At 68.2% G+C, this 16,509-nt stretch carries 14 protein-coding genes; 12 read left to right on the top strand and 2 right to left on the bottom strand.

Features of this window, described 5'->3' with window-relative positions; genetic code table 11:
• Positions 1–37: 37 nt before the first annotated feature.
• A complete protein-coding gene (gene ggt, locus OKW37_RS17650) occupies positions 38–1,834 on the top strand; it encodes a gamma-glutamyltransferase (RefSeq protein WP_429404981.1) in 1,797 nt (598 codons plus the stop codon).
• Positions 1,835–1,889: 55 nt separating this feature from the next.
• Complete coding sequence (locus tag OKW37_RS17645; RefSeq protein ID WP_184061461.1) at positions 1,890–2,450, top strand: RBBP9/YdeN family alpha/beta hydrolase; 561 nt, start codon at positions 1,890–1,892, stop codon at positions 2,448–2,450.
• Positions 2,451–2,468: 18 nt separating this feature from the next.
• Here the strand turns inward: OKW37_RS17645 and OKW37_RS17640 are convergent, their stop codons facing one another.
• Positions 2,469–3,689 carry a CaiB/BaiF CoA transferase family protein gene (locus tag OKW37_RS17640; protein WP_429404984.1) on the bottom strand — a complete coding sequence of 407 codons (1,221 nt, stop codon included), beginning with the start codon at positions 3,687–3,689 and terminating at the stop codon, positions 2,469–2,471.
• 289 nt (positions 3,690–3,978) lie between these two features.
• Between OKW37_RS17640 and alaS the strand changes: the two genes are divergently transcribed.
• A complete protein-coding gene (gene alaS, locus OKW37_RS17635) occupies positions 3,979–6,615 on the top strand; it encodes an alanine--tRNA ligase (protein WP_429404986.1) in 2,637 nt (878 codons plus the stop codon).
• Between the two features lie 160 nt (positions 6,616–6,775).
• Here the strand turns inward: alaS and OKW37_RS17630 are convergent, their stop codons facing one another.
• Complete coding sequence (locus OKW37_RS17630) at positions 6,776–7,696, bottom strand: LysR family transcriptional regulator (protein ID WP_429355874.1); 921 nt, start codon at positions 7,694–7,696, stop codon at positions 6,776–6,778.
• Between the two features lie 101 nt (positions 7,697–7,797).
• On the opposite strand from OKW37_RS17630, the gene OKW37_RS17625 reads away from it, so the two are divergent.
• The 9 genes from OKW37_RS17625 (at position 7,798) to OKW37_RS17585 (ending at position 16,499) form a co-directional block, all read left to right on the top strand.
• Complete coding sequence (locus OKW37_RS17625; protein ID WP_184061465.1) at positions 7,798–9,111, top strand: YbfB/YjiJ family MFS transporter; 1,314 nt, start codon at positions 7,798–7,800, stop codon at positions 9,109–9,111.
• 87 nt (positions 9,112–9,198) lie between these two features.
• Entirely contained in the window at positions 9,199–10,230 is a 1,032-nt protein-coding gene (locus OKW37_RS17620) for a threonine aldolase family protein (protein ID WP_429404988.1), read from the top strand.
• Positions 10,231–10,356: 126 nt separating this feature from the next.
• Positions 10,357–10,887, top strand: a complete 531-nt coding sequence (locus OKW37_RS17615) for an NUDIX domain-containing protein (RefSeq protein WP_090801064.1) — start codon at positions 10,357–10,359, stop codon at positions 10,885–10,887.
• Between the two features lie 184 nt (positions 10,888–11,071).
• Positions 11,072–12,220, top strand: coding sequence for an iron-containing alcohol dehydrogenase (locus OKW37_RS17610; RefSeq protein WP_429404990.1), 1,149 nt, complete (start codon positions 11,072–11,074; stop codon positions 12,218–12,220).
• 28 nt (positions 12,221–12,248) lie between these two features.
• The gene (locus OKW37_RS17605) at positions 12,249–12,698 is read left to right on the top strand and encodes an acyl-CoA thioesterase (protein ID WP_187610865.1); all 450 of its coding nucleotides are present in this window, start codon (positions 12,249–12,251) and stop codon (positions 12,696–12,698) included.
• 4 nt (positions 12,699–12,702) lie between these two features.
• Positions 12,703–13,641 carry a branched-chain amino acid ABC transporter permease gene (locus OKW37_RS17600; protein ID WP_429404992.1) on the top strand — a complete coding sequence of 313 codons (939 nt, stop codon included), beginning with the start codon at positions 12,703–12,705 and terminating at the stop codon, positions 13,639–13,641.
• A complete protein-coding gene (locus OKW37_RS17595; protein ID WP_429404994.1) occupies positions 13,634–14,980 on the top strand; it encodes a branched-chain amino acid ABC transporter permease in 1,347 nt (448 codons plus the stop codon). The genes OKW37_RS17600 and OKW37_RS17595 overlap by 8 nt, the downstream gene beginning before the upstream one ends.
• The gene (locus OKW37_RS17590) at positions 14,977–15,777 is read left to right on the top strand and encodes an ABC transporter ATP-binding protein (RefSeq protein WP_429404996.1); all 801 of its coding nucleotides are present in this window, start codon (positions 14,977–14,979) and stop codon (positions 15,775–15,777) included. The genes OKW37_RS17595 and OKW37_RS17590 overlap by 4 nt, the downstream gene beginning before the upstream one ends.
• Entirely contained in the window at positions 15,774–16,499 is a 726-nt protein-coding gene (locus OKW37_RS17585; protein ID WP_090801053.1) for an ABC transporter ATP-binding protein, read from the top strand. Before OKW37_RS17590 ends, OKW37_RS17585 begins: the two co-directional genes overlap by 4 nt.
• Positions 16,500–16,509: the final 10 nt, after the last annotated feature.

Here is a 16,509-nt window from a genome sequence, read left to right as displayed (position 1 = left end):
GTGCGCCATGCTCGCCTCGTTGCCGGAGTTTTATCGGATGTCTGTCCCGACGCACGGCGCGTTTCGCGCGCCCTTTGCCCGCGCTTTGGCTAGCGCCCGATTTTCTTGCCGTAACCGTCGTGTGCTCGCTTCGGCCTGGTTTGCCGCGCTTGCCGTGAACGTGGCCGCGCCGCTGTCCGCCGCCGCGAAAACACCGGCGCCGAAGCCGGCGCTCGATGCGTCGGCCGTCGCCGCGCCGGATAGCTACAGCGCTGACACCGCGCAGCAGATCTTCGCCGCAGGCGGCAACGCGGTCGATGCCGCGGTCGCGATGGCCTTCACGCTCGCCGTCACGCGGCCCGATGCGGGCAACCTCGGCGGCGGCGGTTTCATGACGCTGCTGGTCGACGGCAAGCCGTATTTTCTCGACTATCGCGAGCGCGCGCCGCAGCAGGCGACCCGCGACATGTACCTCGACGACAAGGGCAACGTGGCGCCGGGCATCAGCACGGTCGGGCATCGCGCGGCGGCCGTGCCGGGCACGGTCGATGGCATGTGGGAAGCGCAGCGGCGCTTCGGCAAGCTCAAATGGAAGCAGGTGCTCGCGCCCGCGATCCATTACGCGACCGACGGCTTCCAGGTCGACCCGCGGCTGCAGCAGCGACGCGACGCGGCCGCGAAGAGCTTCGCCGGCAAAACCAATTTCGACGCCTACTTCGCGAACCTGAAGGCGGGCGCGATGCTGCGCCAACCGGAACTCGCGCAGACGCTGGGGCGGATCGCGAGCGACGGCGGCCGCGAGTTTTACGAGGGCCGCACCGCTCAAATGATCGCCGCGCAGATGTACGGCCACGGCCTGATCACGAGCCAGGATCTGAGCCAGTACAAGGCTCTGTGGCGCGAGCCGCTCGCGGCCGACTGGCACGGCTACCGCGTGATCACCGCGCCGCCGCCGAGCTCGGGCGGCCTCGGGCTGATCCAGATGCTGAAGATGCGGGCCGATCTGCAGCCGGCGTTCGACGGCCTTGCGTTGAATTCAGCGCCGTACATCCATCTGATCGCGCAGATCGAGGATCGCGTGTTCGCGGACCGGCAGCGCCATATCGGCGACCCGGACGCATCGCCGGTGCCGGTCGCGAAGCTGATCGACGACGCCTACCTCGCGCAGCGCGCGGCCGAAGTCAAAGCCGACGAAGCGCCGGCCGGCGCGACGGTGAAACCCGGTGTCGACGGCGGCGCGGCGACGGAGAAGGCGCAAACCACGCATTTCTCGGTGGTCGACAAATGGGGCAACGCGGTGTCGAACACCTACACGCTGAACGGCGATTTCGGCTCGGGCGTCGTGGTGGACGGCGGCGGGTTCCTGCTGAACGATGCGATGGACGATTTCGTGATCAAGCCAGCCGTCGCTGGCGCGACGGGCGCGGCGTCGACACCCGGCGCCGCCGATGCCGAGCCGGATGCGATCGCGCCGGGCCGCCGCCCGATTTCGTCGATGACGCCCACGCTGCTGCTGAAGGACGGCAAGATCGCGCTAGCGATCGGCACGCCCGGCGGCTCTCGCATCCTGACGACGATCTTCCAGGTGATGACGAATCTGTACGACTTCGACATGTCACCGACGGACGCGCTCGCCGCGATGCGTTTCCATCATCAACTGCTGCCGCCAAAGACGATCTACTTCGAGCCGTACCGTCCTGCGCCGGATGAGCTCGCCACGCAATTGAAGGCGCTCGGCTTTACGGTCGAGCAGCAGTCGTTCAACGGCGACGTGCAGATGATCCGCGTGGACGGCACGACACCCGAGCCCGCGAGCGATCCCCGTGGTGGCGGCGTGGCACGCGTGATACGGTAGACGGCCCGCCGCGCTATCCCGCGAGCGGGCGATAAGCCGAACACGGGGAAGCACGATGAGCGAACACCAACCAACCACACTCGTACTGCCGGGCTATCTGGACTCCGGCCCAGGCCACTGGCAAACGCGCTGGGAAGCGCTCGATCCCGCGGTCGTCCGCGTGCAGATGCCGGACTGGGACCACCCTTCGCGCGACGCCTGGTGCCGCACGCTGGCCGCCGCGCTTGACGCCGTGGACGCGCCGGTCGTGTTCGCCGCTCACAGCCTCGGCTGTCTGACCACGGCGTTCTGGGCCTCGCAGTACGCAAGCGCGGCGCAGCTCGCGAAGGTGGCCGGCGCGCTGCTGGTCGCCGTGCCCGATCCGGACGAAGCGCACTTCCCGAGGGACGCGGGCGGCTTTGCGCCGGTGCCGCTCACCCGCCTGCCGTTTGCGACGATCGTGGTGGCGAGCAGCGACGATCCTTATGGCGGCGTGCCGTTTTCACAAACCTGCGCGAACGCGTGGGGCAGCCGCTGGATCGGGATCGGCGCGCGCGGCCACATCAACGCCGACAGCGGTCTCGACGATTGGGACGAGGGGCGCGGCTGGCTGGCTTCGCTAACGGCGATGCGCTGAGTCTCGCCGCCTTCTCGATCAGATCACCGCTTTGCGCTTCAACTCGGCAATCGTCTGCGCGTCGTATCCGAGCACGTCGCTCAGCACCCGCTCGGTATGCTCGCCGAGCAGCGGCGGATGGCTCAGCGCCTGCGGCGGCGTGCCGGTCATGGTGATCGGGTTGCGCACCAGCTTGACCGTGCCGCCCGACGGATGCGGCAGATCGACCTGCAGACCGCGCGCGACCACCTGCTCGTTGTCGAACACTTCGTCGAGGTTGTTGATCGGCCCGCACGGCACGCCGGCCGCTTCGAGCGCCGCGATCCATTGCTGCTTGCCCTGCAGGCGGACCATGTCCGCGAGCATCGGCACGAGCAGTTCGCGGTTGCGCACGCGCGCGGGGTTGGTTGCGAAACGCTCGTCGTCGGCGAGTTCCGGGCGGCCGCCCACTTCGACGAACTTGCGGAACTGTCCGTCGTTGCCGACCGCGACGATGATCCAGCCATCGCTGGTCTGGAAGGTCTGGTAGGGCACGATGTTCGGATGCGCATTGCCCCAGCGCGCCGGCGGCTGGCCGCTCGCGAGGTAGTTCGAGTTCATGTTGGCGAGCATCGCGACCTGCACGTCGAGCAGCGCCATGTCGATGTATTGGCCAACGCCGGTGCGGTCGCGGTGCGTGAGCGCGGTCAGCACCGCGATCGTCGAGTACATGCCGGTCATCAGGTCGGCGATCGCGACGCCGGCCTTCTGCGGGCCGCCGCCCGGCTGAGCGTCACGCTCGCCGGTGATGCTCATGAAGCCGCCGATCCCCTGCACGATGAAGTCGTAACCGGCGCGTTGCGCATACGGGCCGGTCTGCCCGAAGCCCGTGACCGAGCAGTAGATCAGGTCGGGCTTGACCTCTTTGAGCGAGTCATAGTCGAGGCCGTACTTCTTCAACTGGCCGACCTTGTAGTTCTCGAGCACGACGTCGCTTTGCGCGGCCAGTTCGCGCACGATCCGCTGACCCTCGGGCGACGCGATGTCGAGCGTGACCGAGCGCTTGTTGCGGTTCGCCGCGAGATAGTAGGCGGCCTCGCGCGTGTCCGCGCCGTCCGGCGTTTTCAGATAGGGAGGCCCCCAGTGGCGCGTGTCGTCGCCGACCTCGGGGCGTTCGATCTTGATGACGTCGGCGCCGAAATCGGCGAGCGTCTGCGTGCACCACGGACCCGCGAGCACGCGGGTGAGATCCAGCACGCGGATGTGACTGAGAGCGCCCATGTTCCTGAATGTCTCCTGATGGTTGCAGGCCGCGCGGCGAGCTGCCATGCGTTATTTCGCGCGTAGTTTCGCGGAAGTCATCTTAAGCGATTCGCGCTCGCGGGCGCAGTCAGCCGAACGTCATGGCGCGGATCGGACGATCGGACACGCGAGCGCCAACCAGGCGGCGCGCAGCGCCGCGCGCGCTTGCCGATCCCGTATAATCAGTCGTTTAAAGAAACCGACAGTTGGCGCATCCCACCGACCGCCAGTCTCCGTCAGGAACCGTCAGGACCGTCCCCCGCCCGCTATGAAAGCCGCTGAAATCCGCGAGAAATTCCTCAAGTTCTTCGAATCGAAGGGCCATACGATCGTCCGTTCGTCGAGCCTCGTGCCCGGCAACGACCCGACACTGCTCTTCACCAATTCGGGGATGGTGCAGTTCAAAGATGTGTTCCTCGGCGCGGAATCGCGTCCGTATTCGCGGGCCACGACAGCGCAGCGCAGCGTGCGCGCCGGCGGCAAGCACAACGACCTCGAGAACGTCGGCTACACCGCGCGTCACCACACGTTCTTCGAGATGCTCGGCAACTTCTCGTTCGGCGACTACTTCAAGCGCGACGCGATCCACTACGCGTGGGAGCTGCTGACCGGCGTCTACCAGCTGCCCAAAGACAAGCTCTGGGTCACCGTCTACCAGGAAGACGACGAAGCGCACGACATCTGGGCGAAGGAAGTGGGCGTGCCGGTCGAGCGCATCGTCCGCATCGGCGACAACAAGGGCGCGCGCTACGCATCGGACAACTTCTGGCAGATGGCCGACACCGGCCCGTGCGGCCCGTGCTCGGAAATCTTCTACGACCACGGCCCGGACGTGTGGGGCGGGCCGCCGGGATCGCCCGAGGAAGACGGCGACCGCTACATCGAAATCTGGAACCTCGTGTTCATGCAGTTCAACCGCGACGCGCAGGGCAACATGACGCCGCTGCCGAAGCAATGCGTGGACACCGGCATGGGCCTCGAGCGCATCGCCGCGGTGCTGCAGCACGTGCACAGCAACTACGAGATCGACCTGTTCCAGGCGCTTATTCAAGCCGCTGGCCGCGAAACCGGCGTGACCGATCTGGGCAACAACTCGCTGAAGGTGATCGCCGATCACATCCGCGCGTGCTCGTTCCTGATCGTCGACGGCGTGATTCCGGGCAACGAGGGCCGCGGCTACGTGCTGCGCCGTATCGTGCGCCGCGCGATCCGCCACGGCTACAAGCTCGGCAAGAAGGGTTCGTTCTTCCATCGCCTCGTCGCCGACCTGGTCGCGCAGATGGGCGACGCTTACCCTGAACTGAAGCAGGCCGAGCAGCGCGTGACCGACGTGCTGCGTCAGGAAGAAGAGCGGTTCTTCGAGACGATCGAACACGGCATGTCGATTCTCGAAGCCGCTTTGGCCGATCTCGACGCCGCAGGTGGCAAAACCAGCGGCAAGACGCTCGACGGCGAACTCGCGTTCAAGCTGCACGACACCTACGGCTTCCCGCTCGACCTGACCGCGGACGTCTGCCGCGAGCGCGAAGTGACGGTCGACGAATCCGCGTTCGACGACGCGATGGCGCGTCAGCGCGAGCAGGCTCGCGCGGCGGGCAAGTTCAAGATGGCGCAGGGCCTCGAATACTCGGGTGCGAAGACCACCTTCCACGGCTACGAAGAAATCGTCTTCGACGACGCGAAGGTCGTCGCGCTGTACGTGGACGGCGCGTCGGTGCAGCAGGCGCAGGCCGGCCAGCAGGCGGTCGTCGTGCTCGATCACACGCCGTTCTACGCGGAGTCGGGCGGCCAGGTCGGCGACCAGGGCGTGCTCGCCAACGCCAGCACGCGCTTTGCGGTCGTCGATACGCTGAAGGTTCAGGCCGACGTGGTCGGCCACCACGGCACGCTCGAGCAGGGCACGCTGAAGCTCGGCGACATCGTCAAGGCCGAAATCGACGCGGTGCGCCGCGCCCGCACGGCGCGCAACCACTCGGCCACGCACCTGATGCACAAGGCGTTGCGCGAAGTGCTCGGTTCGCACGTGCAGCAGAAGGGCTCGCTCGTCGACGCCGACAAGACCCGCTTCGACTTCGCCCACAACGCGCCGATGACGGACGAGCAGATCCGCCGCGTCGAGGAAATCGTCAACGCCGAAGTGCTGGCGAACGCGCCCGGCATCGTGCGTGTGATGTCGTACGACGAGGCGGTGAAGGGCGGCGCAATGGCGCTGTTCGGCGAAAAGTACGGCGACGAAGTGCGCGTGCTCGACCTCGGCTTCTCGCGTGAGCTGTGCGGCGGTACGCACGTGAATCGCTCGGGCGACATCGGTTTCTTCAAGATCGTGATGGAAGGCGGCGTCGCGGCCGGTATCCGTCGCGTCGAGGCGATCACCGGCGACAACGCGGTGCGCTACGTGCAGGAGCTCGAAGCGCGCGTCAACGCGGCCGCGGCCGCGCTGAAGGCACAACCGGCGGAACTCACGCAGCGCATCGGCCAGGTGCAAGACCAGGTGAAGGCGCTCGAGAAGGAACTGGGCGCGCTGAAGTCGAAGATGGCGTCGAGCCAGGGCGACGAACTCGCGGGCCAGGCGATCGAAGTCGGCGGCGTGCATGTGCTCGCGGCGACGCTCGAAGGCGCGGACGTGAAGACGCTGCGCGAAACGGTCGACAAGCTCAAGGACAAGCTGAAGAGCGCGGCGATCGTGCTCGCTTCGGTGGAAGGCGGCAAGGTCAGCCTGATCGCGGGTGTGACCGCCGACGCCAGCAAGAAGGTCAAGGCGGGCGAACTGGTCAACTTCGTGGCCCAGCAGGTGGGCGGCAAGGGCGGCGGCCGTCCGGACATGGCGCAGGCCGGCGGTACCGAGCCGGCCAACCTGCCGGCGGCGCTCGCGGGCGTCAAGAGCTGGGTCGAAGGGCAGCTTTGATTCTGATGGTCGGTTGAGTCCGGCTCGACGCGAAGTCGAGCCGGGTTCGACGAAGGGGCCACGCGGTGCGCCAGCAGGATTGGTGCGTTGCGTGGCCCCTTCGCTTTTGCTGAAGCCGACCGGGTTGCGTCGAACCTGGTCGGCGGGGCGGATTCAACGATCAGACCACATTCGCATCCGCGGACGCCACCGCATCCACCTCGGCCGTCCCTTCCTGCGACGCCACCAGCGTGCGTCGCAGCGCATTGAGCGCCGACGAAAAATGCCCGCGTCGCCACACCAGCAGCGTGTCGATCTTGCCGATATCGGGCAATTCGTGCACCGCGATATTGCTCGTGTCGGTCTGCAGATCGAGCACCGAGCGTGGCGCGACCGCCACGCCCGCGCCGGCCGCCACGCACGCGACGATCGCGTGATACGAGCCGAGCTCCAGCACCCGTTGCGGCCGCGTGCCGTGCTCCAGATACCACTTCTCGATATACGCGCGATACGCGCAGCCCCGCTCGAACGCGATCAGCGTCGATAGCGCGATGTCGCGCACTTCGCGGATCGGCCGATGACCGCGCGGCGTCAGCATCACGAGTTCCTCGCGGAAGATCGGCACGGTCTCGAACAGATCGCCGAGCGTGGCCGGATCTAGCGGCGTCGCGACCAGCGCCGCATCGACCTCGAACTCGCGCACCCGCTCGATCAGCCTGCCGGTCGTGCCGGTCTCCAATTCCAGTTCGACGGCCGGCCATTGCTGGTGATATTGCGCGAGCAGGCCCGGCAGACGCGTCGCCGCGACGCTTTCCATCGTGCCGAGACGCAGACGCCCGCTCGGACGATCCTCGCGCACCGCGTGCCGCGCCTCGTCGGCGAGCGCGAGCAGCCGTTCCGCGTAGGGCAGCAGCGTCTCGCCGGCCGGCGTCAGCACGAGGCGGCGGCCGTCGCGGATGAACAGCTCGGTGCCGAGCTGCTCCTCGAGCTGCTTGATGCGCGTGGTCACGTTCGATTGCACGCGATTGAGCTTCGCCGCGGCGCGCGTCACGCCGTTTTCGCGCACGACCGCGCGAAAGATGGTCAGAGCGGCCAGATCCATGATTCTCTCCTGGCGATGAATAACATTCTAATTATTCATTTTTCGTGATTCAAAGGTCAAGCTAGTATGAATTCACACCATCGCCGATTGACCGTCCGATCATGAACGATCTCGCTTCCCACGCGCACCCGCGCTTCCACGAGCCGCACGCCGCCCGGCGCGCGGCGCTCGCCTGCATGGTCACGCTGGCCGTCGCGCTCGGTATCGGGCGCTTCGCATTCACGCCGCTGCTGCCGCTGATGCTGCACGGCGCCGCGCTCGGCCAGCCGCAGATCGATATCCAGCATGGCGGCTGGCTCGCGTCGTTCAATTACGCCGGCTATTTCGCCGGCGCGATGACCTGCGCGGCGCTGCGGGTCGAGCCCGCGCGGATGGTGCGCGTCGGACTCGCCGCGACCGTGCTGCTGACGCTCGCGATGGGCGTCACCGGGCAGTTCTGGGTGTGGGCGCTGGTGCGCTTCGTCGCCGGCGCGGTCAGCGCATGGACCTTCGTGTTCGCGTCGCAGTGGGGCTTGCGGCGGCTCGCCGAACTCGGCGCGCAGGCGTGGAGCGGCGTCATCTATACGGGGCCGGGCTTGGGCATCGTCGGCACCGGCTTGCTGGTCAGCGTCGCGGGCGGCTATGGCGCGGTGGTCGGATGGATCGGCTTTGCGGTGATCGGCGCGGTGCTGTCGGTGCTGGTGTGGCCGGTGTTTGGCGAAGCGCGGCGTGCGGGAACAGCGAAGCCTGCCGCTGTAAGCTCCGCAACCGCAAAGCCCGCCACCGGATCGCGCGCCGGCGCAAACCAGCCGCCTCGTACGGCCGGCATTCAGACGAGCCATGCCGTCCACCGCGCCGACGCGTTCTGGCTGGTCCTGCTCTACGGTATCCCGGGCTTCGGCTACATCATCACCGCGACCTTTTTGCCGGTCATCGCGCGCCACGCGTTGCCGGGCTCGGCGTGGCCGGACCTGTTCTGGCCGATGTTCGGTGCGGCGCTGATCGTCGGCGCGTTGCTCGCCGCGCGTTTGCCCGTGCATTGGGACAACCGCGCGCTGCTCGCGGGCTCGTATGTGCTGCAGGCGCTCGGCATCGCGCTGGGCATCGTGTGGCCGACGGCGGGCGGGTTCTCGCTCGGCAGCATCCTGATCGGCCTGCCGTTCACCGCGATCACGCTATTCGCGATGCGCGAGGCGCGGCGTCTGCGCGGCGACGACGCGGCCGGGCTGATGGGTTATGCGACGGCGGCCTATGGCATCGGTCAGATCGCGGGTCCGTTGGTGGCCGCGCCGATTGCCGCGCACATGGGGTCGTTTTCGCTGGCGCTGTGGCTCGCCGCGGGCGCGCTGCTGGCGGGGGCGGCGGGCCTGATCGCAGTGACGCGCGTGCCGCGCGGCCCGCGCCGTGGCCGCATGCCGGATTGCGGTTGCAGCTAAGACGCGAAAACAAATCTCGCACGAGCGCACTAAAATGACCGCTTTCCGTCATTCCCTCGCGCCTGTCGCCGGGCGCGTCGCTCGACCATGCAACATTTCGCGTCCGACAACTACGCCGGCATCTGTCCCGAAGCGCTCGACGCGCTGATCGCCGCCAACAACAGCGGCCACGAGCCGGCCTACGGCGACGACTCCTGGACCAATCAGGTCTGCGACCGTCTGCGCGACCTGTTTCAGACCGATTGCGAAGTGTTCTTCGTGTTCAACGGCACGGCGGCCAATTCGCTCGCGCTCGCGTCGCTGTGCCAGTCGTACCACTCGGTGATTTGCCACGAACTCGCGCACATCGAGACCGACGAATGCGGCGGTCCCGAGTTCTTTTCGGGCGGCTCGAAACTGCTGACGGCGCCGGGCATCGCCGGCAAGCTCACGCCCGATGCGATCGAGTCCATCATCACGCGGCGCGCCGATATCCACTATCCGAAGCCCAAGATCGTCACGCTGACGCAGTCGACCGAGGTCGGCACCGTCTACAGCGTCGAGGAAGTGCGCGCCATCGCGGCGATCGCGAAGCGTCGTCATCTGAAGGTGCACATGGACGGCGCGCGCTTCGCGAACGCGGTCGCCGCGCTCGACGTGCATCCGTCGGAAATCACATGGCGCGCGGGCGTCGATGTGCTGTGTTTCGGCGGCACCAAGAACGGCTTGCCGGTCGGCGAGGCGGTGGTGTTCTTCGACCGCGCGCTCGCCGACGATTTCGCCTATCGGTTGAAGCAGGCGGGACAGCTCGCATCGAAGATGCGCTTCATCTCCGCGCCGTGGCTCGGCCTGCTCGACAACGACGTATGGCTGCGCAATGCGCGTCACGCGAACGCGATGGCGCGTCTGCTGGAGACGCGGTTGCAGGAAATCCCCGGCGTGAGCATCATGTTTGCGAGCGAATCGAACGCGGTGTTCGCGCAGTTGCCGCCGCATGCCGCGAAGGCGATGCGCGCGCGCGGCTGGAAGTTCTACGAGTTCATCGGCGCGGGCGGTTGCTGGCTGATGTGCGCGTGGGACACGCAGCCCGACACGGTCGAGCGTTTCGCCGCCGACGTGCGTGAGCTGTGCGTCGCGTGATGGAAGACGCGTGAGGTTGCTGGAACCCGAGTTACCACCGGCGCCTCGATGCACCACTCGGCACACGCGCAAAGCCACCCAACTACGCCCCGCCAGAAAACACGAAACAAAGAGACGTCCCCCGCCATGACCGAGTACCGATTCTGTCCCCGCTGCGCGAAACCCCTGACCGAACGCGCCGACCCCGATCACGAGGGCGGCCGCGTCCGTCAGAGCTGTCCCGATACCGAGTGCGGCTACGTCCATTGGAATAACCCGCTGCCGGTCGTCGCGGCGATCGTCGAGTACGAGGGCAAGATCCTGCTCGCGCGCAATGCGGCGTGGCCCGAGGGCATGTTCGCGCTGATCACCGGCTTCCTCGAAAACGGCGAGACGCCGGAGCAGGGCATCGCGCGCGAAGTGATGGAGGAGACGTCGCTGCACGCCGGGTCGGTCGAGCTGATCGGCGTGTACGAATTCATCCGCAAGAACGAGCTGATCATCGCGTATCACGTGAAGGCGCATGGGACGATCGCGCTGTCGCCCGAACTGCTCGAATACCGGCTCGTCGAGCCCGCGAAGCTCCGGCCGTGGCGCGCGGGCACCGGCCAGGCGCTCGGCGAATGGATGCGGCGACGCGGGTTGCCGTTCGAATTCGTCGAGCGGCCGGGGCAGTGAGGCGTTCGGCCCGTCGAGCCGCAACATTAGCCAGCACACAGACGACGCAGCAATCACAGCCAACATGGAGACAGCCCACAACGCACGCGACACCACACGACTCGGCACATCCATCGACGCATCACCGAACCGATCATCCACGTCAATCGGCGGTCAATGAGCGCACGCTCAGGGAGAAAACGGCATGGCCTACATCTACTACCTGACCCATATTCATCTGGGCTACGACGCACTGTCGCAACTGTCGTCTGAGTGCGCGCGCATCGGCATCGAGCGGCCTCTGGTGATCAGCGACAAGGGCGTCGTCGCGGCCGGCATCGCGCGGCAGGCACTCGACGCGCTGAAGCTCGGCGACGTGCCGCTGTTCGACGACACGCCGTCGAACCCGACCGAGGAAATGGTGCTCGCGGCCGCCCAGGTGTATCGCGACGAGCGCTGCGACGGGCTGATCGCGGTGGGCGGCGGTTCGTCGATCGATCTCGCGAAGGGCGTCGCGATCGCGGCCACGCATCCGGGGCCGCTCACGCAGTACGCGACGATCGAAGGCGGCAGCGCGAAGATCACCGACGCCGTCGCGCCCCTGATCGCGATTCCGACCACGGCCGGCACGGGCAGCGAAGTCGCGCGCGGCGCGATCGTGATTCTGAACGACGGCCGCAAGCTCGGCTTTCACTCGTGGAATCTGCTGCCGAAATCGGCGCTGTGCGATCCCGGTCTCACGCTCGGCCTGCCGCCGGGGCTGACCGCCGCGACCGGCATGGACGCGATCGCGCATTGCATCGAGACCTTCCTCGCGCCGGCCTTCAATCCGCCCGCCGACGGTATCGCGCTCGACGGCCTCGAACGCGCGTGGCACAACATCGAGCGCGCGTGCGCGGACGGCCGCGATCGCGAGGCGCGCCTGAACATGATGAGCGCGTCGATGCAGGGCGGGATGGCGTTCCAGAAGGGCCTCGGCTGTGTGCACTCGCTGTCGCATCCGCTCGGCGGCCTGAAGGTGAACGGCCGCACGTCGCTGCATCACGGCACGCTGAACGCGGTCGTGCTGCCCGCGGTGCTGCGCTTCAACGAGCGCGCGCCGAGCGTGGTGGCCGAGCGTCGCTATGCGCGCATGCGTCGCGTGATGGGGGTGCCCGAGCATGCGGATCTCGCGCAGGCGCTGTTCGACATGACGGCGCGGCTTGGACTGCCGACCGGCCTCGGGCAAATGGGCGTCGACGAAAGCATGTTCGACAAGGTCGTGCAGGGCGCGCTGGTCGACCATTGTCATCGCACGAATCCGCGCGAGGCGAGCGCCGACGACTATCACCGCATGCTGACCGAGTCGCTGTGATCCTCGCATCCACCCACCGCCACGTCCGATGAACAAACCCGCCCCCGCCGGCCGCGCCGCGTATCCGCACTTCCTGCCGATCACCACGCGCTGGATGGACAACGACGTCTACGGCCACGTGAACAACGTCGTCTACTACAGCTATTTCGACACCGTCGTGAACGAGTATCTGGTCCGCGCGCGCGTACTCGATTTCGAACACGGCACGACGATCGGGCTGGTCGTCGAGACGCAGTGCAACTACTTCGCGCCGCTCGTGTTTCCCGATCGCATCGAGGCGGGCTTGCGCGTGGCGCGGCTCGGCACGTCGAGCGTGCGCTACGAGGTGGGGCTATTTCGTGACGGCGACGCCGAGCCCGCCGCGCAAGGGCACTTCGTGCACGTCTACGTGGATCGCGCGACGCGTCGTCCCGTGAACCTGCCCGCCGAGCTGCGCGCGGCGCTCGAACCGTTGTGCGTCGTCGGGCCGGCGGACTAGACGCGTGCAGTCGTTCATCATCACTCTGCTCAACGGCCTGAGCTACGGGCTGTTGCTGTTCATGCTGTCGGCCGGGCTGACGCTGATCTTCAGCATGCTCGGCGTGCTCAACTTCGCGCACGCGAGCTTCTATATGCTCGGCGCGTACGTCGGCTTTTCGGTGGCGGCGCGCGCCGGCTTCTGGAGCGCGCTGGTGGTTGCGCCGCTCCTCGTCGGGCTGCTCGGCGCGGCGCTCGAACGCTGGCTGCTGCGGCGCGTGCGCGGGCACGGGCATCTGCCCGAACTGCTGCTGACGTTCGGCGCCGCCTATCTGCTCGGCGAACTCGTCAAGCTCGGCTGGGGGCTCGGTCCGTTGTCGGCGAGGATTCCGGCGGTGCTCGACGGTCCGCTGTTCTCGCTGTACGGCGCGGTCTTCACGCGCTACCGCGCGTTCATGATGGCGGTGTCGCTCGCGATGCTCGCGGCGCTCGTCGCGATGCTGCGCGTGTCGAAGACGGGCTTGATCGTGCGCGCCGCGCTCACGCATGCGCAGGCCGTCGAAGCGCTCGGGCACGACGTGCCGCGCGTGTTCACCGGCGTGTTCGCGGCCGGCACCGCGCTCGCCGCACTGGCCGGCGTGATCGGCGCGCCGCTGTTCGTCATCGAGCCGGCGATGGCGGAGTCGCTCGGCTCGATCGTGTTCGTCGTGGTCGTGATCGGCGGGCTCGGGTCGCTGAGCGGGGCGCTCGTCGCGTCGCTGCTGGTGGGGTGCCTGCAAACGCTGGCGGTCGCGAGCGATCTGTCGTTGGGCGACGTGGTGTCGCTCGCCGGCGCGGTGCTGCCGCCCGAATGGGACGCGCTGACGCTCGCGCAACTGGCGCCGCTGCTGCCTTACCTGCTGCTCGTCGCGGTGCTGGCGACGAGGCCGCGCGGGCTGTTCGGACGGCGTGACGATCATGCGTAAGCGGAGCGGGTCGTCAAACCCGCTGGAAAGCGAGGTGCCGCCTCGCGGGGGCGGCCGTGCGCTCGCGCCGTGGCTCGCGCTCGTCGCCTTTCTGGCCGTACCGCCTTTCATCTGGCCGCACAGCTGGCTGCTCGGCTATCTCGCGCAAAGCGCGACGATGATCGTGTTCGCGCTGTCGTACAACCTGCTGCTCGGCGGGACCGGGCTGCTGTCGTTCGGGCACGCCGCTTATGCGGGGCTCGGCGCGTTGATCGCCGCGCGGGTGTTCAACGCGGGCGGCATGCCGCTCGTGCTGCTGCCGTTGGTCGGCGGCATCGGCGGCGCGCTGTGCGGCGTGCTGTTCGGCTTCATCGCGACGCGCCGAGCCGGCACCGCATTCGCGATGATCACGCTCGGTCTCGGCGAGCTCGTCGTCGCGGCCGCGTGGACGCTGCCGGGCTGGTTCGGCGGCGAGGCGGGCGTCGCGATCGATCGCGCGAGCGGGCCACTCTTCGGCGGCTGGAGCTTCGGTCCGGCGCGCGAGGCCTATGCGCTGATCGCGCTGTGGAGCGTCGTCGCCAGTGTCGCGATGTTCGCGCTGTCGCGCACACCGTTCATGCGGCTCGCGAACGCTGTGCGCGACAACCCGGCGCGCGCGGCGGCGATCGGCTGCTATCCGCGGCGGGTTCGCTATGGCGTGGTCGTGCTGTCGGCGTTTTTCGCGGGCGTCGCGGGCACGCTCGGGCTGATCAATATCGAGCTCGTATCGACTGAGAGCGTCGGCATGATGCGCTCGGGCGCGGTGCTGATCGCGACCGTGATCGGCGGCACGGCGGCGTTCTTCGGGCCGGTCGCGGGGGCGATCGTGCTGACGTTTTTCAGCGTGGTGGTCGCCAGTGTCACGCGGGCGTGGCTGTTCTATCTCGGGCTGTTCTTCGTCGTCGTCGTGCTGGCCGCGCCGGATGGGCTCGCCGGCTTTGCCTCGCGGCAGACGGCGCGGATTGCCGCCAACGGCTGGCGATGTTGCCGCGCCGCGTATTGGTGGAGCGCAGCGGCGGGGTTGCTGTGGCTCGCGGCCATCGTGTTCGCGGTGCAGTGGGCCTATGCGGCGCAGTTCGGCGCGGACGAAGGTGCGGCTTCAGGTGGGTTGTTCGGCGCATGGTTCGGCGCCGGTGCAGGTGCGGGCGCTGGTGCGGGTACCGATGTCACCGTCGCGCTGCCGCTGTCGCCGCTTCCTCTTGCGCTGGCGCTCGTTGCGCTCGCCGCTCTGGCTGCGCTGACCACGCGCCATGCGCTGCGCGCGCATGCGCGCGTCACGGCCCACGCACGCGCGGCACGATTCCCCGGAGCCGCACGATGATCCCCGCACTCGCGCTCCACGGCATCGAAAAGCGTTTCGGCTCGACGCAAATTCTGCGCGGCGTCGATCTCGCGATCGAGCCAGGCGAGCGGCACGCGCTGATCGGCCCGAACGGCGCGGGCAAGTCCACGCTGTTCAACCTGATCGGGGGCGGCGCGCGGCCGAGCGCGGGGCGTATCCACCTGTTCGGCGCGGACATCACGCGGCTCGCGCCGGCCGCGATCGCGCGCCGTGGGCTCGCGCGCAGCTTTCAGAGCACCAGCGTGTTCGCGCGGCTATCAGTGTTCGACAACCTGCGCTGCGCGGCGCAGCTTGCCGAGCGCGATCGCACGCGCTGGTGGCAGCGTCTGACCGGCACGCCCGCGGTCGATGCGCGCGCGGCCGACGTGCTCGACGCGGTCGGCCTCGGCGCGCGCCGCGACGTCGCGGCCGGCACGCTCAGCTACGCGGAGCAGCGCGCGCTCGACCTCGGCATCGCGCTCGCGGGCGGCGCGCACACGCTGCTGCTCGACGAACCGACGGCGGGCATGAACCGCGCGGAAGCGGCACGCGCGATCGAGCTGATCCGCGACACCACCGCCGGCCGCACGCTGCTGATGGTCGAGCACGACATGGATGCGGTGTTCGCGATCGCCGATCGCATTTCGGTGCTGGTGCAAGGGCGCATCATCGCAAGTGGATCGCCGGCCGCGATTCGCGCCGACGCGGCGGTACGGGCCGCGTATCTGGGTGAACGCTTCGACGTCGGCTCAGGCGCGCGGGCGGGTGATGAACCGGACCACGGAGCAGGCCGATGAGCGCGCTGCTCGACATTTGCGACCTGAATGCGTGGTACGGCGCGAGCCAGGCGTTGCACGGCGTCACGCTGAGCATCGAGCCCGGCGAAGTGGTCGCGCTGGTCGGCCGCAACGGCTCGGGCCGCTCGACGCTCGCGCGCGCGATCATGGGCCTCGTGCGCTGCGAGGGCGAACTGCGTTTCGCGGGGCGTTCGCTCGCCGGTCGGCGCACGTTCGAGATCGCGCGGCTCGGGCTCGGCTATGTGGCCGAGCATCGCGACGTGTTCGCCGCGCTGAGCGTGCATGAAAACCTGCTGCTCGGCATTGCGCCGGCTGCCGCATCGCGTGCGCGCGGCCGCGCGCCGCGCTTCACGCTCGACGACGCGTACGCGCTTTTTCCCGTGCTCGCCGGGCGCAAGCGCACGCGCGCCGGCGCGCTGTCGGGCGGCGAGCAACAGATGCTCGCGCTCGCGCGGGCGCTGCTCGGAGATCCCGATCTGCTGTTGATCGACGAGCCCGGCGAAGGGCTCGCGAGTCTCGTGATGCAGCAGGTCGCCGCCTGTCTGCACGCGCTGCGCGAGCGTGGCGTCGCGATGTTGCTGATCGAGCAGCGGCTCGTGATCGCGCGGGACATCGCGTGCCGCGTCGCGGTGATGGGGCACGGCGAGATCGTGTTCGACGGCGCGCTGGCGTCGTTTATGTCGCGCGACGACGTGATGCGCGAATGGCTCGGGGTTGGCTGACGCGCGACTA

This window comes from Paraburkholderia sp. MM5482-R2 (assembly GCF_050436125.1).
Taxonomy (GTDB): Bacteria; Pseudomonadota; Gammaproteobacteria; order Burkholderiales; family Burkholderiaceae; genus Paraburkholderia; species Paraburkholderia tuberum.
Note: the sequence above shows the minus strand (reverse complement) of the source record. Positions and strands in the feature narration are given on the sequence as shown.

Excerpts from the sequence above, each read along its gene's own strand:
- OKW37_RS17590 (WP_429404996.1), top strand. The coding sequence starts at position 14,977 with ATGATCCCCGCACTCGCGCTCCACGGCATCGAAAAGCGTTTCGGCTCG.
- OKW37_RS17620 (WP_429404988.1), top strand. The coding sequence starts at position 9,199 with ATGCAACATTTCGCGTCCGACAACTACGCCGGCATCTGTCCCGAAGCG.
- alaS (WP_429404986.1), top strand. The coding sequence starts at position 3,979 with ATGAAAGCCGCTGAAATCCGCGAGAAATTCCTCAAGTTCTTCGAATCG.
- OKW37_RS17630 (WP_429355874.1), bottom strand. The coding sequence starts at position 7,696 with ATGGATCTGGCCGCTCTGACCATCTTTCGCGCGGTCGTGCGCGAAAAC.
- OKW37_RS17585 (WP_090801053.1), top strand. The coding sequence starts at position 15,774 with ATGAGCGCGCTGCTCGACATTTGCGACCTGAATGCGTGGTACGGCGCG.
- OKW37_RS17645 (WP_184061461.1), top strand. The coding sequence starts at position 1,890 with ATGAGCGAACACCAACCAACCACACTCGTACTGCCGGGCTATCTGGAC.
- OKW37_RS17610 (WP_429404990.1), top strand. The coding sequence starts at position 11,072 with ATGGCCTACATCTACTACCTGACCCATATTCATCTGGGCTACGACGCA.
- ggt (WP_429404981.1), top strand. The coding sequence starts at position 38 with ATGTCTGTCCCGACGCACGGCGCGTTTCGCGCGCCCTTTGCCCGCGCT.
- OKW37_RS17605 (WP_187610865.1), top strand. The coding sequence starts at position 12,249 with ATGAACAAACCCGCCCCCGCCGGCCGCGCCGCGTATCCGCACTTCCTG.
- OKW37_RS17640 (WP_429404984.1), bottom strand. The coding sequence starts at position 3,689 with ATGGGCGCTCTCAGTCACATCCGCGTGCTGGATCTCACCCGCGTGCTC.
- OKW37_RS17595 (WP_429404994.1), top strand. The coding sequence starts at position 13,634 with ATGCGTAAGCGGAGCGGGTCGTCAAACCCGCTGGAAAGCGAGGTGCCG.
- OKW37_RS17615 (WP_090801064.1), top strand. The coding sequence starts at position 10,357 with ATGACCGAGTACCGATTCTGTCCCCGCTGCGCGAAACCCCTGACCGAA.
- OKW37_RS17625 (WP_184061465.1), top strand. The coding sequence starts at position 7,798 with ATGAACGATCTCGCTTCCCACGCGCACCCGCGCTTCCACGAGCCGCAC.